The organism is Microbacterium sp. 8M, assembly GCF_902506375.1.
Classification (GTDB): domain Bacteria; phylum Actinomycetota; class Actinomycetes; order Actinomycetales; family Microbacteriaceae; genus Microbacterium.
On record NZ_LR733284.1, the window covers coordinates 918142 to 941527 of the forward strand.

The 23386-nt window shown below is 69.9% G+C and carries 24 protein-coding genes; 16 read left to right on the plus strand and 8 right to left on the minus strand.

Features of this window, described 5'->3' with window-relative positions; translation table 11 throughout:
* Positions 1 to 206: 206 nt before the first annotated feature.
* Genes AERO9AM_RS04340 through AERO9AM_RS04370 form a run of 7 tightly spaced genes read left to right on the plus strand, consistent with a single transcriptional unit; the run spans position 207 to position 6553 of the window.
* A complete protein-coding gene (locus AERO9AM_RS04340) occupies positions 207 to 1172 on the plus strand; it encodes a DUF58 domain-containing protein (protein WP_159575055.1) in 966 nt (321 codons plus the stop codon).
* Positions 1156 to 1659 carry a hypothetical protein gene (locus AERO9AM_RS04345; protein WP_159575056.1) on the plus strand — a complete coding sequence of 168 codons (504 nt, stop codon included), beginning with the start codon at positions 1156 to 1158 and terminating at the stop codon, positions 1657 to 1659. The genes AERO9AM_RS04340 and AERO9AM_RS04345 overlap by 17 nt, the downstream gene beginning before the upstream one ends.
* Positions 1650 to 2636, plus strand: coding sequence for a VWA domain-containing protein (locus tag AERO9AM_RS04350; protein ID WP_236602474.1), 987 nt, complete (start codon positions 1650 to 1652; stop codon positions 2634 to 2636). The genes AERO9AM_RS04345 and AERO9AM_RS04350 overlap by 10 nt, the downstream gene beginning before the upstream one ends.
* The gene (locus AERO9AM_RS04355) at positions 2633 to 3784 is read left to right on the plus strand and encodes a vWA domain-containing protein (RefSeq protein WP_159575057.1); all 1152 of its coding nucleotides are present in this window, start codon (positions 2633 to 2635) and stop codon (positions 3782 to 3784) included. Before AERO9AM_RS04350 ends, AERO9AM_RS04355 begins: the two co-directional genes overlap by 4 nt.
* Positions 3781 to 4608 (plus strand): hypothetical protein, encoded by an 828-nt coding sequence (locus AERO9AM_RS04360; RefSeq protein ID WP_159575058.1) that lies wholly within the window; start codon positions 3781 to 3783, stop codon positions 4606 to 4608. The genes AERO9AM_RS04355 and AERO9AM_RS04360 overlap by 4 nt, the downstream gene beginning before the upstream one ends.
* Positions 4602 to 5756, plus strand: coding sequence for a hypothetical protein (locus AERO9AM_RS04365; RefSeq protein WP_159575059.1), 1155 nt, complete (start codon positions 4602 to 4604; stop codon positions 5754 to 5756). The genes AERO9AM_RS04360 and AERO9AM_RS04365 overlap by 7 nt, the downstream gene beginning before the upstream one ends.
* A 29-nt stretch (positions 5757 to 5785) precedes the next feature.
* Complete coding sequence (locus tag AERO9AM_RS04370; RefSeq protein WP_201298579.1) at positions 5786 to 6553, plus strand: Pr6Pr family membrane protein; 768 nt, start codon at positions 5786 to 5788, stop codon at positions 6551 to 6553.
* 42 nt (positions 6554 to 6595) lie between these two features.
* Here AERO9AM_RS04370 and AERO9AM_RS04375 read toward each other — a convergent pair whose 3' ends face one another.
* The 6 genes from AERO9AM_RS04375 to AERO9AM_RS04400 all read right to left on the minus strand — a co-directional run bounded on the left by AERO9AM_RS04375 (position 6596) and on the right by AERO9AM_RS04400 (position 10938).
* A complete protein-coding gene (locus AERO9AM_RS04375; RefSeq protein ID WP_159575060.1) occupies positions 6596 to 7228 on the minus strand; it encodes a response regulator transcription factor in 633 nt (210 codons plus the stop codon).
* Positions 7229 to 7381: 153 nt separating this feature from the next.
* Positions 7382 to 8098: a hypothetical protein gene (locus AERO9AM_RS04380; protein ID WP_159575061.1), complete on the minus strand. Its 717-nt coding sequence runs from the start codon at positions 8096 to 8098 to the stop codon at positions 7382 to 7384.
* Positions 8049 to 9524, minus strand: a complete 1476-nt coding sequence (locus AERO9AM_RS04385; RefSeq protein WP_159575062.1) for a hypothetical protein — start codon at positions 9522 to 9524, stop codon at positions 8049 to 8051. The genes AERO9AM_RS04380 and AERO9AM_RS04385 overlap by 50 nt, the downstream gene beginning before the upstream one ends.
* The gene (locus tag AERO9AM_RS04390; RefSeq protein WP_159575063.1) at positions 9521 to 9832 is read right to left on the minus strand and encodes a hypothetical protein; all 312 of its coding nucleotides are present in this window, start codon (positions 9830 to 9832) and stop codon (positions 9521 to 9523) included. The genes AERO9AM_RS04385 and AERO9AM_RS04390 overlap by 4 nt, the downstream gene beginning before the upstream one ends.
* A 60-nt stretch (positions 9833 to 9892) precedes the next feature.
* Positions 9893 to 10660 carry an ABC transporter ATP-binding protein gene (locus tag AERO9AM_RS04395; RefSeq protein WP_159575064.1) on the minus strand — a complete coding sequence of 256 codons (768 nt, stop codon included), beginning with the start codon at positions 10658 to 10660 and terminating at the stop codon, positions 9893 to 9895.
* A 17-nt stretch (positions 10661 to 10677) separates the two neighbouring features.
* On the minus strand, positions 10678 to 10938 hold the full coding sequence (locus tag AERO9AM_RS04400) for a hypothetical protein (RefSeq protein ID WP_159575065.1): 261 nt from the start codon (positions 10936 to 10938) through the stop codon (positions 10678 to 10680).
* Positions 10939 to 11126: 188 nt separating this feature from the next.
* Here AERO9AM_RS04400 and argG point away from each other — a divergent pair, with 188 nt between their 5' ends.
* The 5 genes from argG (at position 11127) to AERO9AM_RS04425 (ending at position 16860) form a co-directional block, all read left to right on the plus strand.
* A complete protein-coding gene (gene argG / locus AERO9AM_RS04405; RefSeq protein WP_159575066.1) occupies positions 11127 to 12575 on the plus strand; it encodes an argininosuccinate synthase in 1449 nt (482 codons plus the stop codon).
* 129 nt (positions 12576 to 12704) lie between these two features.
* Entirely contained in the window at positions 12705 to 13337 is a 633-nt protein-coding gene (locus tag AERO9AM_RS04410) for a SatD family protein (protein WP_159575067.1), read from the plus strand.
* Positions 13338 to 13376: 39 nt separating this feature from the next.
* Positions 13377 to 14045, plus strand: a complete 669-nt coding sequence (locus tag AERO9AM_RS04415) for a TetR/AcrR family transcriptional regulator (protein WP_159575068.1) — start codon at positions 13377 to 13379, stop codon at positions 14043 to 14045.
* Positions 14042 to 14968, plus strand: a complete 927-nt coding sequence (locus tag AERO9AM_RS04420) for a hypothetical protein (RefSeq protein WP_201298580.1) — start codon at positions 14042 to 14044, stop codon at positions 14966 to 14968. The genes AERO9AM_RS04415 and AERO9AM_RS04420 overlap by 4 nt, the downstream gene beginning before the upstream one ends.
* Complete coding sequence (locus AERO9AM_RS04425; protein ID WP_159575069.1) at positions 14965 to 16860, plus strand: YhgE/Pip domain-containing protein; 1896 nt, start codon at positions 14965 to 14967, stop codon at positions 16858 to 16860. Before AERO9AM_RS04420 ends, AERO9AM_RS04425 begins: the two co-directional genes overlap by 4 nt.
* Positions 16861 to 16927: 67 nt before the next feature.
* Here AERO9AM_RS04425 and AERO9AM_RS04430 read toward each other — a convergent pair whose 3' ends face one another.
* Entirely contained in the window at positions 16928 to 18088 is a 1161-nt protein-coding gene (locus AERO9AM_RS04430; RefSeq protein ID WP_159575070.1) for an endo-1,4-beta-xylanase, read from the minus strand.
* A gap of 193 nt (positions 18089 to 18281) precedes the next feature.
* On the opposite strand from AERO9AM_RS04430, the gene AERO9AM_RS04435 reads away from it, so the two are divergent.
* The 4 genes from AERO9AM_RS04435 (at position 18282) to AERO9AM_RS04450 (ending at position 22316) form a co-directional block, all read left to right on the plus strand.
* Complete coding sequence (locus AERO9AM_RS04435) at positions 18282 to 18953, plus strand: hypothetical protein (RefSeq protein WP_159575071.1); 672 nt, start codon at positions 18282 to 18284, stop codon at positions 18951 to 18953.
* A 430-nt stretch (positions 18954 to 19383) separates the two neighbouring features.
* On the plus strand, positions 19384 to 19569 hold the full coding sequence (gene rpmF / locus AERO9AM_RS04440; protein WP_159575072.1) for a 50S ribosomal protein L32: 186 nt from the start codon (positions 19384 to 19386) through the stop codon (positions 19567 to 19569).
* Complete coding sequence (locus AERO9AM_RS04445) at positions 19566 to 20684, plus strand: radical SAM protein (protein ID WP_159575073.1); 1119 nt, start codon at positions 19566 to 19568, stop codon at positions 20682 to 20684. The genes rpmF and AERO9AM_RS04445 overlap by 4 nt, the downstream gene beginning before the upstream one ends.
* A 24-nt stretch (positions 20685 to 20708) precedes the next feature.
* On the plus strand, positions 20709 to 22316 hold the full coding sequence (locus AERO9AM_RS04450) for an ABC-F family ATP-binding cassette domain-containing protein (protein WP_159575074.1): 1608 nt from the start codon (positions 20709 to 20711) through the stop codon (positions 22314 to 22316).
* A 67-nt stretch (positions 22317 to 22383) separates the two neighbouring features.
* Here AERO9AM_RS04450 and AERO9AM_RS04455 read toward each other — a convergent pair whose 3' ends face one another.
* A complete protein-coding gene (locus tag AERO9AM_RS04455; protein WP_159575075.1) occupies positions 22384 to 23307 on the minus strand; it encodes a hypothetical protein in 924 nt (307 codons plus the stop codon).
* Positions 23308 to 23386 lie beyond the last annotated feature (79 nt).

Here is a 23386-nt window from a genome sequence, read left to right on the forward strand (position 1 = left end):
TGGCCCGCCGTCGCGGAGATGGTTTTCGCGTCTCCGCGGCGTTCGGCAGCGACGTTTTTCATCTCGACGACCTCAACCGTGCGGCCAAGAGATGGGTTTCGTCCCTCCAGGGTTCGCCGCAGCGACGTTTTCCATCTCCCACCGGACCCTGACCCAAGCCGAAAAGCCGAACAAGCCGAGTAGCCGAACGAACCGAGGATCCCGCCATGGCCAGCCTGCTGACGCCGGTGAAGGGCAAGCTCTTCATCGACTCGACGCGCAAGTCGACGCATGCGCTCGACGGCGCGTACGCGTCGCTGCTGCGCGGGCACAGCCTCGACTTCGACGACCTGCGCGCCTACGAGTACGGCGACCAGATCCGCGACATCGACTGGAAGGCGACGGCGCGACTCGGATCCCCCGTGGTGCGCCGGTCGCTGGCCACCCGCATGCACACCGTGCTCTTCGTCGTGGACACGGGGCTCTCGATGGCGGCGCTCGCGCACGACGAGAGGCCGAAGAAGGAGCTGGCGATCCTCACGGTCGGCGTGCTGGGCCTGCTCGCGCTCCGGCACGGCGACGACTTCTGCCTGGTCAGCGGCGACTCCTCCGGGGTGCGCCGCCGGGAGATCGGTCGCAGCGAGGCCGCCCTCGAGCACACCCTGCGCCAGATCGACCGCGCGGTCGACGACGCGTCGGTCCCGTCCGACCGCGACGCGCTGCTGTCGTACGTGGCGCGCACGATCTCGCGCCGCATGATCGTGGTCGTGCTCACCGACGAGGCCCCGGTCGGCGCCGAGACGGAGCGGCTGCTGCGGCGCCTGCGCGTACAGCACGACGTGCTGTGGATCACCTTGCGCGACGCCGAGCCGGTGCTCGACGCGGTGCCGCGGCGCACCGCCTCGGCGCGTCGTGCGGGCCGCTCGGGCCGCGCCTCTGAGGTCGAGGCCCCGCCGGCGGCGCCCCAGCGCGCCCGCCGCGACGTCGCGTCGCACTGGGCGATCCCCGAGTTCCTGCAGGGCGACGCCGAGCTCGCCGCCGAGCTGCACGCCGCCGATGCCGCCGCCGCCGCGCACACCGAGGCGCTGCTGCGCCGCCTGGAGATCACGAACGTCGCGCTCGCCGATCAGGACGGCGCCGTCGGCGAGTTGCTCGCGATGCTGGATGCGAGGTCGCATGTCCGGCACGGATGAGCTGTACCCGCCCGCCCAGTACGGCCCGGGCTGGATCCTCCTCGCGATCGGCGTTCTCCTGCTGCTCGCCGGGGCCGCGTGGCTCGTGGTGGTGTTGACCCGGCCGCGGCGCACGCTCGCCGTGGCCGCGCCCCTCCCGGTGCCGACGCTCACCGCCGACGTCGCCACGGTGCTGCGCCAGGAGTACCTCGGCGCGATCGCGCAGATCGAGGCCGACTACCGTGCGGGCCGCATCGACGCCCGCCGCGCCAACCTCGAGCTCAGCCGCACGGTGCGCTCCTTCGTGAACGAGTACAGCGGCATCGAGGCGCCCGTGCTGGCCCTCGACGATCTGGTGCGCCTCGGCGTGCACCCGGCGCTCATCGACGCCATCGGGCGCAACTACTACCCGAGGATCTTCCGGCGCAGCGCGCCGTCTCCTGAGCCTGTCGAAGGGCCGCTCGCCGGCGCCGAGGCCGCCCGCAAGGTGGTGACGACGTGGTACTAGCGAACATCTGGATCCTGCTCGCGGTCATCGGCGTCCTGCTCCTGGCGATCGTCCTCGGCGTGCTGCTCGGGCTGCGCGGGCGCGGGGGCGCGTCCTCCGGCTCCGGTGCGCCGGTCGCCCGCGCCGAGCGGATCCGCGCCCTGCCCGCGTTCCGCCGGGCGGTGCGCCGTCGCCAGGCCGCCCTCGCCGCGATCGTGGCCCTCGGGATCCTCGCGGTCGTGATCGGCGGCGTGGTGGCGGCCCGCCCGATCGCGCAGAAGACGATCCAGCCGGTGGCCACGAACCGCGACATCATGCTCTGCCTCGACGTGAGCGGATCCATGACCGACGTCGACAAGGAGATCGTGTCGATCTTCGACAAGCTCGCCGACGGCTTCAAGGGCGAGCGCGTCGGGCTCACGATCTTCAACAGCTCGGCCGTGCAGGTCTTCCCCCTCACCGACGACTACCCGTTCATCCGCGAGCACCTGCGCAGCCTCATGAAGGGCTTCGACTACGCGACCGACGTGCCCGAGCAGTGGGTCGGCACGATGAACGGCGTGGGCGCCTCCCTCATCGGCGACGGGCTCGCCTCCTGCGTGATGCGCTTCGACCACGCCGACGAGCAGCGCGCCCGTTCGATCATCCTCGCCACCGACAACGAGCTGAACGGATCCCCGATCGTCTCGCTGAAGGAGGCAGCCGACTACTCCGCGTCGAAGAAGATCCGGATCTACACGATCAACCCCGTCGACGGCATCGACCAGCCGAACAGCGAGGATCTCGCGGAGGCCGCCGCGGTGACCGGCGGAAAGGCGTATGCGCTGCGGGAGACCACGACGGTGGGCGACATCATCGCCCAGGTGCAGAAGCAGGAGGCGTCGCAGCTGAAGGGCCAGGCGACGGTCATCTGGACCGACGTGCCGCAGCTGTGGATCGCGGCCCTGATCGTGATCGCACTCGGCTTCGTCGTGTTGCTGTGGAGGGTGCGCCTGTGATCCTCCAGCCCGTCGTCGCGCCGTTCCTGGCGATCCTGCTCGTGCTGCCCGTGCTCGCCGCGGCGGTGTGGATGCTCGTGCGCTCGCTGCGCCGCGCCCCGGCCGCTGAGCCCCCTTCGCGCACCCCGGTTCCTGAGCGAGCGAAGCGAGACGAAGGACGCACGGGCGCCGGCCCCGTGGTGTGGGCACTGCGCGTGCTGCTCGTGCTCGCGTGCGGCATCCTGCTGCTGCGGCCCGGCATCCCCGGCGGCCAGGTGCGCACTCTGGCCTCCGCCACGGACGTGGTGATCGCGATCGACACGACCGCCAGCATGGTCGCCGAGGACTGGGACGGCGCGAAGAGCGGATCCGCCGACCGCACCCGGATGGCCGGCGTCCGCAGCGATGTGCGCCGCATCGCGGAGGCGTACCCGGGCGCGCGGTTCGCGCTCATCACCTTCGACGCGAACGCCGTACTGCGCCTGCCGCTCACCACCGACACCGGCGCCCTGGTCTCGGCCGTGGACGTGCTGCAGCCCGAGGTGACGCGGCAGTCCAAGGGCAGCTCGATCGGCATCGCGAACCAGCTGCTCGCGCAGACCCTGCAGAACGCGCGGAAGGCGTCGCCGGATCGGGCGCGGATGGTGTTCTACCTCGGCGACGGCGAGCAGACGGTCTCCAGCTCCCCGGAGTCGTTCGCCGCGGCGAAGAAGCTCGTGTCCGGCGGGGAGGTGCTCGGCTACGGCACCGCGAAGGGCGGGCCGATGCGCGAGACCACGGGCGCGTTCGAGGGCCAGGGCGACTACATCCAGTACCAGGGATCCGATGCGCTCAGCCGCATCGACGAGAAGAACCTGCAGCAGATCGCGGGCGAGCTCGGCGTGGGCTACGAGCACCGCACCGCCGAGGCGAAGCCGCAGCTGCCGCCCGCGCCGAAGTCGACCCTGGCGTACCGCGAGGACGATCCGCTGACCCAGCCCACGGACCTCAGCTGGATCTTCGCCCTCGTGATCGTCGCCCTGCTGTGCGCCGAGATCACCCGCGCCACGATCCTGATCATGCGCATGCGCCACCTCTCGGCCCCCGAGCGCCCGGCCGCTCACACTGCGGTTCCTGAGCGAGCGCAGCGAGACGAAGGACGCCCGGCCGCCTCGGGAGGTGGCGCATGACCACCACGGCACCTGTCGAAGGACGCGAGTCGGTCCCTGAGCTTGTCGAGGGGCCCGACGCCGCCGCGCACGCCCCCCTCGCCGCGAACCGGCGCCGCCGGGCCGCGCGCCGGTGGATCGCCTGGGGCTCGCTCCCGCTGATCCTCGTGGCGCTGCTGTTCGTCGGCAAGCTGGTGAGCCTGTACGCGTTCGCCTACCAGTCGATCACCGCGTATGTCGCGGGCGACTACACCGGATCCGTGAGCGCCGCGCGCAATCTCGACCCGGCGAACTGGTTCGAGCCGTACAAGGCGCCCTTCGATCAGGGCGTCGGTCTCGCCGAGTCGGGCAAGCTCGCCGCCGGCCAGAAGAAGTTCGAGGAGTCGCTGAAGCTCGCCCACGGGCTCGAGGTATGCGCGGTGCGCTTCAACCTGGCGCTCGTGCTCGAGCGGGAGGGCGATGCCGCCGCGGACAAGCAGGATCACGTGACGGCGCTGGAGTTCTACGCGCGGGCGCTGCAGGTGAACGCCGAGCGTCCGAAGGAATGCGACAGCAAGCAGGCGCAGGAGCAGTCGCCGGATCCGCAGCGCGACATGGGGCAGTCGAACAAGGACCAGAAGGACCGCCTGCAGCAGAAGCAGCAGGATCAGCAACAGCAGCAGAACTCCGACCAGCAGGATCCGCAGAAGCAGGATCCGCAGCAGCCGCCGCAGCCGCAGCAGCCCGACCAGGGCAAACTCGACGAGTTGCAGAAGAAGCTGCAGCAGGGCGAGCAGGAGCGCCAGCAGAACCAGCAGGACGGCACTGACGACGGCGGCAGCAGCGGGACGGACAAGCCATGGTAGACCGCAGCGATCCGCCCCGCTACGTGACCGATTCGGCCGGCGCTCCGCCGGTGCCGCCGCCCGGCGGCTACCGCGGCGCCCGCCGTGCCCTCCTCGGCGTGCCGGTTCCTGAGCGAGCGCAGCGAGACGAAGGACCCGGGCCGGTCCCTGTGCCCGTCGAAGGGACCATTCCGGGCTCTGGCTCCCCGAAGAGCTCAGCGACCGGCCGGCCGCCGAAGAAGCGCAGCCCCCTCGGCTGGATCTCCCTCGCCGCCTCGATCGCCTTCGTGGTCGTCGCGCTGATCCTGCTCGCCGTCGGCGCCGCCGACGCCTTCTTCGGCGCGACCATGCTCGTGCTGCAACTGGCCGTGCTGGGCTTCGCGATCGCGGCCCTCGTGACCCGGTCCGGGCGCATCCTGGGCGCCGTCGCGCTGACCATCGCGCTCGTGCTCAACGTCGGCACGATGGGGGCGCTGAGCGCCGTGCGCGTCGCCGCGACCGGATCCTACGAGGGCCACAAGACCGCGAAGCAGAAGCTGTGGGAGGCGTACCCCGGCATCAAGGACAAGGACGCGAACCAGTTCCTGCATCAGCAGTCGCTCGAGCAGCTCCAGGCTCTGGCCGATGAGACCATGGCCGACGTACGCGCGCGGCTGACCTCCGAGTACGGACTGCAGTGGGTCAAGTCCGCCGACGCCCAGGAGCGCCCCGAGCGCAACGGCTACGGCGGGGAGTCGATGCTGGTGCGGTACACCTCGGAGGTGTGGGCGACGACGACGCCGGTGACCGGCTACGCGCACAAGCTCGACGTGATGCAGACGGTCGAGTCGGTGATCGAGCAGCACGGCTGGCGCAGCATGGTCGCCTTCAACGATCCCGCGAGCGGCGTGGATCCGACGATGATCTCGAAGATGTACGGCGGCGCGACTCCCGAGACGCAGGTGGACTGGGAGTGGTTCAGCGACGACGAGCCGGATCCGGGCTGGTTCTACGCCGACATCACCGACCTGGCCAACGACACGACCGGCGAGTACCGCGCATCGCGCGAACAGACGGCGAAGCGCACCGGCGAGCCGCTGGAGGGTCTGCAGCTCGCGGTGGTGGGTCGCTACATGCTGAGCGAGAAGAAGGTCGACGACTTCAAGAAGGCGCTGACCAAGTATCCGTGAGCGGCCGCGCGCACCGCTATCGTCAAGGCATGCAGATCTCCGCGCCGGAGCGCACCGCCACTCGCCCTGCCCGCTTCGCGATCGACGTCCGGGTCTGGGCGGCCGTACGGCTCGTCGGTGCGGTCGCCATCCTCGCCGCCGTGACGCATCAGCTCGTGGTGACCGTGGGCAATGCGCTCGCGGCGACCACTCCTTACGGCTCGCACGTGCCGACCGTGGTGGCGAACTTCCTCAGCTTCTTCACGATCGAGTCCAACGTGTCGTCGGCGATCATGCTCATCGTCGTCGCGGTCTGGAGCCTTCGGACCACGAGAGCCTCAGGGGCCGGTTCGACGGATCCGGAACCGCGCGCGATCGCGATCCTGCTCGCCTGCGTCTCGACGTACATGATCGTCACGGGCATCGTCTACAACCTGCTGCTGCGCGGGATCGAGCTGCCGCAGGGCTCGACCGTGGCCTGGGCGAACGAGATGATGCACGTCGTGGGACCGCTGCTCCTGCTCGCCGACGTGCTGTTCGCGCCACGCCGGCGGTGCCTCGGCTGGGGCGTGCTGGGGATCATCGCCGCCTTCCCGATCCTGTGGGCGGTGTACACGCTCGTGCGCGCGAACTTCATCATCAACCCGCGCACCGGAGAGGCCGGGTGGTACCCCTACCCCTTCCTGAATCCCGCCAACTTCGACCAGGCGCTGCTCGGCGGATACCTCGGCGTCGCCGGCTACATCGTGGGCATCGCCGTCGCGATCCTCACCGTGGGCGCGGGCGTGATCTGGGTGTCGCGCAAGCGCGGAAGCTGAGACGGCACGCCCCTATCCGGAGCGAGCGGTCACGCTGCGCCCTCAAGGGATGCGGTTGAGGGCGCGCAGCACCACCTGAAGCCGGTCGCGCACCTGCCATTTCGTCATGACCCGGCCGAGATGGGCCTTCACGGTCGCCTCGGACAGGTGGAGCTCCGCCGCGATCTCGCGGTTCGTCATTCCGCGGGTGAGCAGCTGCACGATCTCGCGCTCCCGTGGCGCCAACAGTTCCAGTTCTCGCCCGGCAGCGCCGACCGTGCGGATCGGGCAGCGGATGACGTGCTCGACGAGGCGGTTCAGCACCCGCCGCGAGACGAAGACGTTCTTCTCCACGGTCTCCTTCTTCGCGGTCTCGATGACGGCGCGCACGAGCTCCTCCGGCTCGGCATCCCGCCCGACGATCCCGCGAACGCCGAGTTCGAAGAGGTCCCGGAGCCGCCCGAACGGCTCCGCCGGGGCGACGACGATCACGGGCGCCTGCGCGTTCGCCGCGGCCAGCGCGGCCCGGGTCTCGAAGCCGGGCAGCTCGGAGGGCGAGAGATCGAACACGATGACGGGGGTCTCGCCGGCGCTCGTACGTTTCGCGCAGGCGGCCATCGCGCTCTCGATCGACGCCACCAGCTCCACGGGCCGGCCCGACTCGCCTGACAGGATCATCGAGAGCGCAGACCCCATCAGACCGTCCGATGACACGACGATCGCCGTCGGAAACGCGTCGTCCGATACCGCAGTGATCATGAGCCCCCCAGCCGTTGATCAGAGTCCCCCGGCTCAGCGTACAGCACAGTTTCCTTTACCGTCGTGAGGGGCCCCACGGACACGCTGCCGTCAGTTCCCGCGTGCGATCTCCCTCAACGCGGCCCCGTCCCCGAACGGCAGCGCGAGACCGACGACATGGCCGAGCGCCACCAGCGCGCCCAGCAGCACCGCCGGCGGCGCCAGCTCGAACAGAGGCCACGCGCATGCCGCGACGACGACCGGAGCCACCGGCCCCGCCAGCACGACGGATACGTCCGCCCACCACGGGCCGGAAAGACGCAGCACCCGGCACGACGCGCCCCGCACGATCAGCACAGCGGGTGCCGCAACGCCCATCAGGATCCGGTAGGCGAGCACATGACCGAGCTCGTGCACGAGGATCGATCCGACGAGGACCAGACCGAGGGTTGCCAAGGCGATGAGCGCCGAGAGTCCGAAAACGGCCCCGGTGGCCAGGAGAACAACCAGCGCCGCGAGGATCAGGCCCATGCCCGATCCGAAATGGATCACGCAGGCCAGCGCCGCAGGGACGACACCGCGGGGCAGCAGTCGCGACCTGCTGGTGAACCACGGCGGCAGATGCCAGGAGCGACCTCCCGCACGCAGAAAGAGCTCCTCGCTGCAGAGTCCGTCCGCGACGGCCTCCGGAGCGGACCTGCGACGGCGCAATCCCAGCTCCGTGCAGATCAGAACGCCCTGCTCCTCCTCCACTCCGACCCGCACCACGCGGCGAACTTCAAGCACGAGCGGGTTCTCGCCTGCTCTGCCGAGCCGCGACGGCGGCATAGGCGCCGCCGAGCACGGTGATCGCCGCCAGGATGAGCACGCGGTCCGTGCCGGGAGCCGCGACTGCGGCCACCCACCCGGCCGTGAGCGTGACCGACATGTAGACGAGCGCGAGCAGGAATCCGGCGGCGGACGCCGAGAGCGGCTGCTCCTCGCTGTACGGCACGATCGCGCCGCACAGCAGGCCGGCGGTCAGGCCCAGCAGGCACCGGACGACGATGTCGGGGATCTGCGCCGGGGGGATCAACCCCGTGACGAGCACCGCGACGAGCACCGGCGCCCCGAGAGCCACGCCTGCGGACGCGGCCGCCAGCGCCTTGGGTCCGAGCAACGGCACCCGATCGCCGCCGACCAGACGTGACAGCCACTGCGTGCGCAGCGTGCGCCCCACGGCGTTGACCGCGAGAACGAAGGGGAGGACGGGCAGCGACCCGGCGAGTGTCGGGACGATGAGCGCCGACGCGGGCACGGTCCGGGCGAGCACCCAGACGGCCAGGACTCCGAGTGGCAGCAGCAGCGCGGAGACGACGAACTGCGGTGTGCGCACCGCGATGAGCACCTCCGCCCAGAGCTGCCCCCACCAGGCGGTGCGCCGGAACGGACGCGTACGACGGAGAAGCCGGATCGCTGCGCGCGGCGCGCCCGCGACGTGGTGCCGCGAGACCAGCCACAGCAGCACGACGACCGCGGAGGTCCAGGCCACGGCCACCGCCGCAGCCGCGGGGACCGGCGCCACGGCGATGCGCGCGAACGTGCGCGCGGGCAGAAGCTCGAGCGCCCCGCCACCGTCGGCGGGGGAGGGCTGCGCGAGCAGGTCCGGACCGGTGACGGCGACCACGCCCGCGAAGACGAGCGCGCCCGAGAAGGTCGACGCGTACTGGAGCGGCAGCCGAAGCAGAGCGATCGCGACGGCCTGCAGCGCCGTGAAGACCGCGACGGCCCCCAGGAGGAAGCAAGCGAGCAGCGCGACGTAGGAGGCGAGCCCCCGCAGGGCGTCCGCGACTCCGGCACTGGTCCGCAGCACCACCACGACGGCGGTGCTGGTCAGCGCTGCGCTGTAGACGAGTCCCGCCGCGATGACAGGAACGAGCTGTCCGAGACGGGCCGCCGCGCGACTGACCGGCAGCAGGTCGAGGAGGTTCTGCAGCGCCGTCCGCGGCGGCGCGGAGAGGCACAGGATCACCGCGACGATGCCGGCCGTCATCGCCGCCGCGGAGAAGGACGTGCGCGCGAGGGAGAGATGCAGCTCCGAGGAGATCCCGCCATCGAGCTCAGCACCGGCCAGAAGCGCCAGCCCCAGACCGAACAGCACGAGCAGGACGCCGGAGACGATCGCGGCCGCCGTGATCCTCCGCGTCGTCGTGCCGAGCACCCGGGCGACCTCCCTGACCCACAGGGTCAGCGCGACCGCGGCGACCGCCCTCATCCGGCGGCTTCCGAGTGCGCACTCTCCGATGCCCGGCGGATGCGACGCCCCGCCAACGTGGTCAGCAGCACGTACAGTCCGGCGCACGCGAGCACCGCGATCCCCATGCCCACGAAGTCCGGCACGAAGTTCAGCGCCGTCGCGCCGTTCTCGGTCGAACGCCAGATCCGGATGACGCCGGGGATCGTCACGTCCCCGGCCGTGCTGAAGGCCATGACGAGCGACGCAGCGATGGCGAGGAACACGACGCAGACCCCGAGCACGAGTCCTGCGAAGCAGTGGAGGAGGATCCGGAATCCGGCTGTCATGAGATGTGCCTTTCTCGTTCAGGTGTGTCGGGTGCCGGGCGACGCCCGGCACCCGGTGAGTCAGCGGAAGACCGCCGCGAGGCGATCGGCCCGCACCTCCGCGTCATCGGCTCGCCCGGTGACGCGGAGGAAGACGTCCTCGAGCGATGCGCAGGAGGACGCTTCGGAGATCAGCCGGCCCGGGGCGCCAGCTGCCACGACGGCGCCGTGATCGAGGATGGTCACCTCATCGCAGTCGCGTTCGGCGCGGAGCATGTCATGGGTCGCGACGAGCACGGCGCGGCCGCCGCCGGCGTACGCGAGCAGGAGGCGCCTCACCCCCAGCGCGGCATCGGGATCGAGGCCGCGGAACGGCTCGTCGAGGATGAGGATGGCGGGCTCGTGCATCACGGCGGCCACGAGTTGCAGCTTTCGCTGCATTCCGTGCGAGTACTCGGCGACCGGTGCGTCGAGATCACCGGAGATCCCCAGCATCTCCGTGAGGGTGGCCGCCCGCGCGGAATCGTCGCGCCGGCGCAGCGCGTCGTGGAACAGGAGGAACTCCCGCCCCGTCAACGTGCCGGGAAGAGGCAGGTCGTCGGGGGCGAACCCGACCTCTTCCCGGCTCGCCTTGTCCTGGACGTCGATGCCCAGGACGCGGACGCGTCCTCGATCGGGGCGGACCAACCCGGTGACGATGTGCAACGCCGTCGTCTTGCCGGAGCCGTTCGGTCCGAGCAGTCCGTGGATCCGCCCTCGGCGCACCTCGATCGAGACGTCGTCCAGTACCGTGCGCGCACCGTACCGCTTCGAGAGCGCCTCGGCCCTGAGCACGGCGTCCGTCAGCATCTCCGCTTCCCGTCGGCTCAGGATCTGCAGTACATCTTCCAGGTGCCGCCCGACGACCAGGACGGCATGTCCAGCGCCGGCCAGCCGCCCTGATTACGGCAGTAGATGAACCACGCCGTCATCAGCCCCAGGGCGATGATGACCGCGATCGCGATGATGATGATCCAGACGTAGCTGTCGCGGCGGACGAGGAGCATACGCCGCACGCGCTCCTCGCCCGCTGCCATCGCCCCGACGATCCCGTTCTGCAGTACTGCGGTCGCTTCGATCACTGACATGCGACCCTCCCTTCGTTCCGAGCCCTGGAATGGGCTGTGCCTGCAGGCTAGGGACGGGACGATGGCCACCGCTTCGCCCATAGGTCCCGAACTGCCGAGACCTTCGAACCGCTCTCCCGCTACCTTCGGATAGCCACCCGGTCCGGGCCCGTCGAAACCCGCGAAACGCCGCCGATAGACTGGATCCCATGTCCAAGGTCCTCCAGTCCCTGCCCGTCGGCGAGCGCGTCGGCATCGCTTTCTCGGGAGGGCTCGACACCTCCGTGGCGGTCGCGTGGATGCGCGACAAGGGCGCGGTGCCCTTCACCTACACGGGCGATCTGGGCCAGTACGACGAGGACGACATCGCCTCGATCCCGGGCCGCGCGCTGGAGTACGGCGCCGAGGCATCGCGCCTCATCGACTGCAAGACCGCGCTCGTCGAGGAGGGCTTCGTCGCCCTGAGTTGCGGCGCCTTCCACATCCGTTCCGGCGGCAAGACCTACTTCAACACCACGCCGCTGGGCCGCGCCGTCACCGGCACCCTGCTCGTGCGCGCCATGAAGGAGGACGGCGTCGACATCTGGGGCGACGGCTCCACCTACAAGGGCAACGACATCGAGCGTTTCTACCGCTACGGCCTGCTCGCCAACCCGCGCCTGCGCATCTACAAGCCGTGGCTCGACGCCGACTTCGTCACCGAGCTCGGCGGCCGCAAGGAGATGAGCGAGTGGCTCGTCGCGCACGGCTTCCCCTACCGCGACTCCGCCGAGAAGGCCTACTCCACCGACGCCAACATCTGGGGGGCGACGCACGAGGCGAAGACCCTCGAGCACCTCGACGTCTCGCTCGAGACCGTCGACCCGATCATGGGCGTGAAGTTCTGGGATCCGTCCGTTTCGATCGAGACCGAGGACGTCACGGTCACGTTCGAGGCCGGCCGTCCCGTCGCCCTGAACGGCGTCGAGTACCCGGATCCGGTCGCGCTGGTGCAGGAGGCGAACGCCATCGGCGGCCGCCACGGCCTCGGTATGAGCGACCAGATCGAGAACCGCATCATCGAAGCGAAGTCGCGCGGCATCTACGAGGCTCCGGCCATGGCGCTGCTGTTCATCGCCTACGAGCGCCTCGTCAACGGCATCCTCAACGAGGACACCCTCGCGACGTACCACGAGCAGGGCCGCCGCCTCGGTCGCCTCATGTACGAGGGCCGCTGGCTCGAGCCGCAGTCGCTCATGCTGCGCGAGTCGATCCAGCGCTGGGTCGGATCCACGATCTCCGGCACGGTCACGATCCGCCTGCGCCGCGGCGACGACTGGACGATCCTCGACACCGTCTCCCCCAACCTGTCGTACGGCCCGGAGAAGCTCTCCATGGAGCGCGTCGGCGACGCCGCGTTCGGCCCGGTCGACCGGATCGGCCAGCTCACGATGCGCAACCTCGACATCGCCGACTCGCGCGCCCGCCTCGAGCAGTACGCGGGCCTCGGCCTCGTCGGCGGTGCCACCGGCGAGCTCGTCGGTCGCGTGACGGCGGGCGAAGCGAACGAGATCACGGAGTCGGTCGAGGGCACCACCCTGGCCGAGACCGAGGAGGCTCTCGCGGACGCCGTCGACCTCGCCAGCGAGGGTGCGGCTTTCGACTCCGGCACCGACTGAGCGCAGACGCACGTGAGGGCGTTCCTGGCCGATACCCGGGACCCCCTCGCCGCAGAAGCCCTCCACCCATTACCGGCAGATAAAAGCGTCAGGGTTATCTCTGCGAAAGATCAGTGATACCCTTTTCAGATGATCGCCGTCATCCTCGACATCGTCGGATCCCGCGCGCTCGACGACCGCGCGAGCGCGCAACAGGCCCTCGACGACGCCATCGCGCGGATCGAGAGCGATGGCCCGCTGTCCGCGAGCCCCCTGCGACCCACCGTGGGCGATGAGCAGCAGGGCATCTATCCGACCCTCGACGCGGCGCTCGCGGCGCTGACCCTGCTGCGCCTCGCCCTGCCCGAGGAGCTCGACTGCCGGTTCGGCGTGGGTATCGGCCCCGTCGAGGAGATCGCCTCCGCCGCCGGCGAGATCCCCGAGGGTCCCGGCTGGTGGGCCGCACGCGCGGCGATCGAGCGGGTGCACGCGCTGCAGCGCCGCGCCGCCCCCGGCGCCCGCACCTGGGTGGTCGCGCACGAGGCCCAGCCGGAGCCCGACCACCTCCTCGCGCGCCAGGCGAACATCGGCCTGCTCACCCGCGACCAGCTCATCACCGACATGAGCGCCCGCACGCGCCGGCTCACCTACGGGCGCTGCCTCGGCACGACCCAGCGCGAGCTCGCCGCCGCCGAGGGCATCACCCAGCCCGCGGTCTCGCAGGCGCTCGCCTCATCGGGCGCGGGGGCAGTCATCCAGGCCTTCAGTCTGCTCACGGCATAACTTGCACACCATTGTGCAGGATAGCGCTACACTGGAGGAGTGACCGACACCACTGCACCCCGCCGCCAGCGCAGGGACGCCGCCGAGAACCGCGCGGGCATCCTCGCCGCGGCCTCGCAGACCCTCGCCGCGGATCCGCACGCCTCCGTCGACCAGATCGCCCGCGCGGCCGGCCTCAGCCGACGCGCGCTGTACGGGCACTTCGACGACCGCACGGCGCTGGTGCACGCCCTGGTCTCGGCCGGCGCCGCGCGGTTCAACGCGATCGCGGAGCGCGTCGACGACCCCGACAGCCGCATCGCCCTGGCGCGCCTCACCGCCGACCTCTGGCGCGAGGCCGCGCACGTGCAGGTCGCCGCGGCGATCGCCCTGGACGAGGCGCACGTCGAGGCGACGGCCGCAGCTCTCGCCCCCCTGCGGCGCGTGCTCGCCGCCCTCGTGCGCCGCGGCCAGGAGGACGGCGAGCTGAGGCAGGACATGACCGCGCCGACGCTCGCCCGCCTCATCGAGGAGAGCGCCCGCACCGTGGTCACCCGCACCGACGCCTCCTCCCCCGTCGCCGGCGACATCGCCGTACGGGCCGTGCTCAGCATCGCCGGACTCGGCTGGCGGGAGATCGACGCGCTGCTCGCCGCCCATCCGGAACTCGGCGCAACCGCCGCGGCCGATACGCTGGCCACGATTCCCGCCGAGGAGGGCCGCGCATGAGGATCGCCGTGCACGACGTCAGCAAGGGCAAGAACGGCCGCGCGCTGCCCACCACATCGCTTGAGATCGAGACCGGCCACGCCCGGTTCGTGCTCGCCGAAACCGAACTGCGCCCCACCGTGCTGGGTCTCATCGCCACCGGACGGATGCGCCCCGACACGGGCGAGGTCACGATCGACGGCACCCGCAACGATCGCGAGCTGCGTCGTCGCATGGCGCTCGTCGACGCCCCCGAGGTGAGCGACCCGCATCCCGGCGTCACGCTCGCCGCCGTCGTGGGCGAGGAGCTCATGTTCGCGGGGCTCCCCGCGACCCCGCTGCACGCACGGCGGTGGCTCGAGCAGATCGGCTTCGCCGAGCTCGCCGCACACCCGATCGGCACCATCAAGCCGTCCGTCCGGGTGCGCGTGCTGGCCGAGCTCGCCGTGCTGCGCGACGACGTCGAGGGCTTCGTGCTGGTCTCCCCCGACCGGCACGGCGGCCGCCCGGAGGGGTGGTGGCGCATCGCCTCGGAGTTCGCCGACCGCGGCTTCGCCGTGCTCGTGATCGTCGGCGGTTCCGCTGCGGCGGTCATCGAGCAGCTCCCCGAGGCGCTCGAGACGGACTACCCGACCAACGCGACGGTGCCCGTGCGTCCGCTCGCGGACATCACCGGATCCACCGCCGCGATCGCCGCGGATCCGGCTGAACCCCTCGAGGAGGAGCCTCCGGTCGCCGAACCGGTCGCTGAGCCCGTCGAAGCGACCACCCCCGACAACGTCCCTTCGACAAGCTCAGGGACCAGCACAGGCTCAGCGACCACCCCCGACCAACCGGTCGCTGAGCCCGTCGAAGGGACCACCCCCGACGAGGTCCCTTCGACAAGCTCAGGGACCGATCCCGAAACCACCGACACCGACACCGCGAACGGAGCAGAGCGATGAAGATCCCCGCGATGATCGCCGCCGAGCTGCGCCGGCTGACCGCGACGCCCATGGCCGTGATCGCCCTGATCGCGCTCATGGCGGTGCCGGTGCTGTACGGCGGGCTCTACCTCTGGGCGAACCAGGATCCCTACGGCAAGTTCACCGAGGTGCCCGTAGGGCTCGTCGTCGAGGACGCCGGCGCGACCTCGAACGGCACCACCACGAACTACGGCGAGAAGGTCGCCGACAACCTCGTCGAGGGCAAGGCGTTCGACTGGCAGCGCATGAGCGCGCCGGGCGCGCGGGCGGCCCTCAAGAACGGCGACGTCGACTTCACCGTCACGATCCCGAAGACGTTCTCCGAGGCGCTGCTCTCGTCGTCGGGGACGAATCCGCACCAGGCGCGCATCGAACTCGAGACCAACGACGCCAACAACTATCTGGCGTCGTCGATCGGATCCGGCGCGGTCGAGAAGATCCGCCGCTCCGTCGCCGAGATGGTGGGCCAGGAGGCCGCGGACAAGCTGCTCACGGGCCTGAGCGAGGTGCGCGACAAGCTCGGCGAGGCCGCCGACGGCGCCGGCAAGCTGTACGACGGCGCCCAGACCGCGGTCAGCGGCAGCGGTCAGCTCGCCGACGGGACCGCGCAGCTGGCGGACGGCGCCGCGCAGCTCGCGTCGGGCACGGCGCAGCTCGCCGACGGGTCGCAGCAGCTCGCGAACGGCGCCGCGACTCTGGCAGACGGCGCGCAGCAGGTGAGCGATGGCAACCGGCAGATCGCGCAGTACGCGGACGAGGCCGGATCCCTCGTGCAGCAGGCGACCGACACCCTTCCGCAGGTGCGCAGCGACATCGCCGCGGCCCTCGCGGACCGGGGCATGTCGCAGGCCGACATCGACGCGGTGCTGGCGAAGCTGGATCCGCTCGGCGACCGGCTGCGCAGCGGCAACGACACCGTGCAGGGCGCGGTCGGCAAGATCGACCAGCTCGCGGACGGCGCGGCACAGGTGGCGTCCGGCAGCGCGACGCTCGCCGACAAGTCGCAGCAGCTCGCGAACGGCGCGCAGACCGCGGCGAACGGCGCGGCGGCGCTAAGCACCGGTGCGGCGAGCGCCCGCGACGGCGCGAAGAGCCTGCACGACGGTCTCGGCACCCTCGCCGACGGCATCGGCACGCTGCGCGACGGCCTGAAGGCGGGCGTGGACGCGATCCCCGCCTCCACCCCGGAGCTGCGCGAGCAGCAGGCCAAGACGATCGCGAACCCCGTCGACGTGTCCAGCGACAAGGTCGCGGCGGCCAAGGACTACGGCCAGGGCCTGGCGCCCTTCTTCGCCGCGCTGGCCGGGTGGATCGGCATCTACGCCCTGTTCCTCATCATCAAGCCGATCTCGCGGCGCGCGGTGACCGCGCTGCACTCCCCCATCCGGATCACCCTGGCCGGGTGGCTGACCCCCGCCGGGTTCGGCGCCCTGCAGATGGTGGGGCTGCTGGGCGTGCTGGCCTGGGCGCTCGGCTTCACGTTCCAGAACGGCTGGGGCGCGCTCGGGATCATGGTGCTGGCCTCGGCGACGTACGCGGCGATCATCCTCGCGCTGAACGTGTGGCTGGGTTCCGTGGGGCAGTTCATGGGACTCGTGCTCATGGTGCTGCAGCTGGTGACCGCCGGCGGCACGTTCCCGTGGCAGACGCTTCCGGCGCCGCTCGCCGCGCTGCACCACGTGCTGCCGATGGGATACGTCGTCGACGCCATGCGCCAACTCATGTACGGCGGCCAGGTATCCCGCGCGATGACGGATCTGGGCGTGCTCGGCATCTGGCTGGTCGGCGCCCTGCTGCTCGCGATGGTGGGCGTCACCCGGATGACGCACAAGCGCACCCTGCGCGACCTGCAGCCCAGCCTCATCGGCTGAGCGGCCGCACCTGCTCTCGACGCCGGCCCTTCCGAGGGAGGACCGGCGTCGAGAGCCGCGCAGGTGCTCAGCGTCGCGGCGAGCGGCCCGGCGTCGCGTCCTCCAGTGAACGGAGCATCGCGGTGAACGCGGGCTTCGGCGTGTAGTCGTCCTCGAAGATGGTCGCCCAGCCCTCACCCGGGAAGACCGCGGGCACCCACGAGTTCGCATCCGGGAAGCCCCACACGGTGAACGAGGTGCAGGCCGACACGTTCAGGCACGCCTGCAGCATCGCGTCGTAGCGGTCGGTCTGCGTAGCGACCTGCTCCGCCGTCGGAGCGGTCTCTCCGGGAAGGAGCGGGATGCGGACGTCCGCCTCGGTCACGGCGACCTGCAGGCCGAGGGCCGCGAAGCGCTCGAAGTTCGCCTGCAGCGTGGTGTCGTACCCGTACTGCAGGCTCAGGTGCGCCTGCGCGCCGAAGCCGCCGACCGGTGCGCCGTCGGCGAGCATCCGCTGCACGAGCGCGTAGTATGCGTCGGTCTTGGCATTGATCCCCTCGGCGTTGTAGTCGTTGAGGAACAACACCGCGTCGGGATCCGCCTCATGCGCCCAGCGGAACGCGTCCTCGAGGAGGGCGATCGGGTCGCTCGCACAGGCCTTCAGGAACGGGTTGGCCTCCGTGCGCAGCCGCACCCCGCCGGCATCCCAGGTGTCCTGGAAGATCTCGTTCGCGACGTCCCACTGGTAGATCTCGCCCTTGAAGTGCCCCACCACGGTGCTGATGTGGTCGTGCAGCACCGCGCGGGCGTCGTCGCAGGTCCATGTCTTGCTCGCCTCGGTGACCCAGGCCGGGTTCTGGCTGTGCCAGAGCAGCGTGTGCCCGCGCACCTGCTGGTGATTGTCCTTCGCGTAGGCCACGAGCGCGTCCGCCGAGGCGAAGTCGTAGACGTCGGCGGAGGGGTGGACCGACTCCCATTTCATGTCGTTCTCCGGGGTGAGCGACGAGAACTGGGCGCCCAGCACCTGCTGGTACTCGGTCGGCGCGGCGGGGTCGTATCCCACCAGCTCCTTCTGGCCCCACACTGCTGTGCCGATGGCGAGGTCCTTCGGCGCCTGCGCCCGCAGGGTGGACTTGTCGGAGCGGCTGTGGGACGGCGGCGCGGCTTCGGCGGCCGCCGCGCCGCACACGGGCAGCACGAGGGCTGCGGCGGTCGAGACCGCAAGAAGCAAGCGCGTCGATCGGCGCATGGAGATCTCCTGACTTCATCGTCGGCATGGGCGGCGCGCGCGCCACCCATATGTTGTTGATAACAACGAAAACTAGCGACGGGCGGCAGGAGCGTCAACCTCTCCGCGGATTCCGGAGGGTGCGTTGTCACGCTGATACTGTTCAGGCGGTACGCGAAGCAGGAGCGGTACGGGTTCGACGGTGGGTATGGGTATGGACGACCAGATCGCTCGCTGGCTGAGCTCAGCCCGCTACGCCACGCGTGCAGCGGAGGCGAACGCGGAGTTCGCTCAGCTGGAGGATGCGCTCGACTCCGCGGACGTGACTGTGCGTCTCACCGCCGCTCGGCGACTGAGTTCCCTCGCGAGGGCCGAGCTGGGGTGGTTCCTGCTTCCTGTGCGCGAGTACTTCCTGCGCGCGGAGACGCGGCGGATGCTCGGCGGTGCGCTGCGCGCGGAGGCGGATGTGAAGGTGCGCGACAGCCTACTGAACACGGTGCGGCACGCTGCGGAACGGTGTGTGGCACACCCCATGTGGGAGCCGGTTCGGGCCGCCGCGCAAGAGCGGGAGTGGCGCGACTGGGTGCACTCCCTCGCCGAGACATTCAGCGTCGCTCCGGAGCTGAGTACACGAGCCGAGGCCGCCTACCTGCTCGCGTTCTGCGATGACGGGCGCGCCTGGGAGGTCTATCGGGACGTGATTCCTCGGCGGTCCGGACTCCTGGGGACATTGGAGTTGGCGATCGAGCGCTACCCGCTCAGTATCACCCCGGAGATCGGCGCCACTCTCCTGGATTTGGCTGACACTGTCGGCTCCACGCATCCGCGGCAGAGGTATCCCGCCGCAGGCATCCGCGCCGCGCTCACCGGGCGACATCGCGAGTAGGCGGCGGATCCAGACGGAGTCCCTCTTCGTCGCGGCTGGTAGAGTCGTCGCTGTGGAGATGATCGAGGTCGATAGAGCGTAGCCACCGAACTGCCGGTGGCTACCATTCGTGCGGGCTTCACCCGCATCAGTGGACGATCGTTTCTCAACGCATCCATGTGAAGCCATCCCCTCCTGGGATGCTCACTCCCGTACGGTCATCACCGGCACATTCGCATCGCACCGACTTCGGTCCCGAGTGCACGAGTGCGAACGCGCGGCCCCGTCTCTCAGGTCAGTCTTCTTCTTGACGTGGAGCGACCGCTCCACGTCGTCGAAGCCACTCTTGCGCTGCCCGGTGGCGTGACCTTTCGCTGCATCCACACGGCCCGAAGTCGGTTGTCCTGCCAGCTCCGCTGGCGCCTGCAACCTGCTCACGAAAGGCACCGTCATGCAGCACCGCAAGTCACGTTCTCGCACCCGTCATCGCCGCGCTCACTGGAAGACCACTGCGCCCGCGCTCACCACCTGCAGCAATCCCGCCTGCGGAAAGGTCACGCCATCGCATCGTGCATGCCAGCACTGCGGCTTCTACCGAGGCCGTGAGGTCCTCCCCCTCCAGGGCGGTGACACATGAACACCGCCCTGACCACGAGGAGCCGTTGGATGCGCATTCACGATCACCTCGCTCAGGCTGGCGAGCCGGCGTTCCGGTTCCGGCAACTCATCACCGCTTGGCAGGGCTCGACCGCGGAGACGTTCGGCGACGTCCGCGCCCTTCCGGCGCGACTGCGCGATGAACTGACAGCGCGCTTCGGCCCCCGGCTGCACCCGCTCACGACGCTGGAGGTCCAGCGCGATAAACACGTCGAAAAGGTGCTGTTCTCCTCGGACAGCGGTGTGCGCATCGAGACCGTCGTCTCGCACTACCGGGCCGGCTGGGACTCGATGTGCATCTCGTCGCAGGCCGGCTGCGCCCTCGGATGCACGTTCTGCGCCACCGGCGCGGTCGGACTGATCCGAAATCTCACTGCGGACGAGATCGTCGCGCAGGTGATGCACCCGCGCTGGACACGAGCAGGGCTGCCACGGCCGGCGAGTGTCGCCTTCATGGGCATGGGCGAAGCGCTGGCCAACCCCCACGTGTTCGACGCGCTGACTCTACTGACCGGCCAAGCGTACGCTGGCATGTCGGCGCGGCGGATCACGGTGTCCACTGTCGGGTTCGCGCCGAACCTCGAACGTCTCGTGAATGAGCACCCGCGGGTGACGATCACGCTCTCGGTGCACTCGCCGTTCCCGAACCAGAGGGAGCGGATCATCCCCCTTGAGGAGCGATTCCCGCTCGCACGTAACCTCGACATCCTGGACCGGCACGCCGTCACGAGCCGCAGAAAGGTGTATCTCGCCTATCTGCTGATCGCAGGCGTCAACGACAGCGACGACCATCTCGCGGCACTGTCACAACTGGTCCACGACCGTTCTCGGCCGGAGCTGTTCCATGTCAGCGTCATCCGCTACAACGAGGCCGCCGGAGCCGTTCCTGAGTATCGTGCGCCCTCGTCGAACCGTGTGGACGAGTTCGTGCATGGATTGACCACTCGCGGTATCCACGCGACAAGGCGGCGCCAGTCCGGCACGGGCATCGACGCGGCCTGTGGGCAACTCCATGCGAAGTACCTCACCCAGCCCTCACCGGGGGCTGGGCTCATCGACACAGAAGTGACCCCCGTCACGCCTGCCGGCGGCTGATGGCAGAGAAAGAGAAGCACAGCAATGTCTACGAAATCCGCAATCACCCTGCGGGATGTGACCTTCGAGTGGCCCGATGGCACCATCGGACTCGACAGAGTCAATGGCACCTTCGGTACGGGCCGAACCGGGCTGATCGGCCGCAACGGCGCCGGCAAATCCACCCTGCTCCGCCTCATCGCAGGTGAGCTCCAGCCGTCCTCCGGCCACGTCGACACCGGCGGCGAGGTCGGGTACCTGCCGCAGACACTCACGCTGCGACGCGACACGACGATCGCCGAGTTGCTCGGGATCCAATCGATCCTCGATGCAATGAAGGCGATCGAGTCCGGCGACGTCGACCAACGTCTTTTCGACGTGATCGGCGACGACTGGGACATCGAGTCCCGCGCCGACGAAGCACTGCACCAGATCGGGTTCTCCGCCGGAGACCTCGACCGCCGTGTCGCAGAGGTCTCCGGCGGCGAGGGCATGCTCATCGCGATCACCGGACTGCGCATCCGCCGCACCCCGATCACCCTTCTCGACGAGCCCACCAACAACCTCGACCGCGCGACACGAACGAGGCTGGCCGAGTTCGTCGACCAATGGCCGGGAACCCTCATCGTCGTCAGCCACGACCTCGAGTTGCTGGAACACATGGACAACACCACCGAGCTGTATGCCGGGAGACTGGACACCTTCGGCGGCCCGTACAGCGCGTGGAAGGAATTCCAAGAACAGAAGCAGGCCGCTGCGATGCAGGCTGCACGCTCCGCCCGGCAGGCGCTGAAGGTGGAGAAGAAGCAGCGCGTCGAGGCTGAGACGAAGCTCGCGCGACGCGAACGAACAGGCAGGAAGACTCAGAAGGACGGCGGCATCCCCAAGATCCTTGCCGGGAACCGCGCCAGCAAGGCTCAGGCTTCCGCCGGATCGCTGCGGTCGACCCTCGACGACAAGGTGCAGGCCGCGCAGGCCGCCCTCGACGCGGCCGACGCACGAGTCCGCGACGACGAGCATATTCACCTCGTCCTTCCCGACCCCGACGTCCCTCGCGGGCGACGCCTGGCAGAACTGGAGGACGAAGGGCGAACCATCGTGATCCAAGGGCCGGAACGCGTCGCGCTCATCGGCGCGAACGGAGCCGGAAAGTCGACCCTGCTCGAACAGCTCCTCCAGCAGACCGATCCGGTTCCCGGGCGCCCTCACGGCCGGCTGGTCACCGACCTCGTCGGATTTCTCCCACAGCGGCTCGATGGACTCGACGACGGCGCCAGCGCACTCCAGAACGTGCAGGCCGTCGCGCCCGAGACACCTACCGACACGATCAGGAACCAGCTCGCTCGACTGCTTCTGCGTGGCGACAGCGTCGACCGGCCGGTGCGCACGCTCTCGGGCGGCGAACGGTTCCGCGTGTCCCTCGCACGGCTTCTCCTGGCCGAGCCGCCCGCCCAGCTGCTGATCATGGACGAGCCGACGAACAACCTCGACATCACGAGCGTCGAACAACTCGCGGAAGCTCTCGACGCCTACCGCGGAGCCCTGCTCATCGTCAGCCACGATTTCGCGTTCCTCGAAAGGATCGGCATCGGGACCATCCTCGAACTCGACGACCGCGGGCGGATGCATCAGCGCCGAGGGCTGAGCGTGTAGCCCCGTTGGATCGGCTCCGAGCGCGAGTGCAGGAGGATGCCTATGCCAGTTCGAGGCGTGCGGGGCCCTAGGCTTCGGTCATCTCGACGACGAGCGTGAGCCGGCCGGCTGGCGTCCACGTGCCGACGGCAACGCCTCCGCGGCCGAGAGGGGTGAGACTCTCGATCTCCCCGTCGTCGCCGAAGGCGATCGGAAGCTCGACTCGTTCCGGCGATTCCAGGTCGCCGGCCGCAACCATGAGGGCGTCTTCGGTGGCGTAGAAAGCCACCCGATCATCGTCGATCCAGCACCCGGCGAGACCGAAGCCGTACTCAGCATCGACCTCGCCGCCGTCGACACGCGCAGCCTCGTCCAGTTCGGGCCACGTGAGGATCCGCACCGTCTCGGGACCGCTGGGGTACTGCGCGATGAGGAGCCGATCGCCTGTAGGAGCGAAGCCGGCGACCACCGGGTCGTCTCCCTCGAGGATCGCGCTCAGCCGGAGCGCGGACTCCTCGACGTCGACGCGGTACGCCAGCGTCCCGTCCTGTCCCATCGCGAACTCGAGGATCGCCGACCCATCATGCGGATGGGGATAGATGAACGCGCGCGCGTCGTCCACGTCGACTGTCTGCTCGGCGATGACCACCCCGGCCGTCGGTTCGAGAAGGAGAAGCCGATGGATCGCCTCGCCGGGGACGGCGATCAACGGGAGGCCCTCGAGGATCGCCGCGGCATCGGCGGGCAGGTCGAGCACATCCACTTGTGCGCTGACGCGGACCACGGCTCCTTGCGTGGCGATGATCACGAGGTCCAGAGCGGATGCCGCCAGCACGCGCGCATCGTCCGCCAGCGACACGTCCCTGTGCGCGACCTCGATCAGGCGATCGTCGAGGAGACGCACCGCGCCGTCGCGCCACACAGCGAACACCCGCCGCCCGTCGACCTCACCCGCGGCGACGAGACCCGGAAGCGGATCGAGGATGTCGGTCACCTCAACAGAGAACTGCACGCGTTCACCTTAGGACGTCTTCTCAAGGCATCTGATCGGCAGATCGATGCAACCAGCAGAGAATCAGGACGGCGCCGAC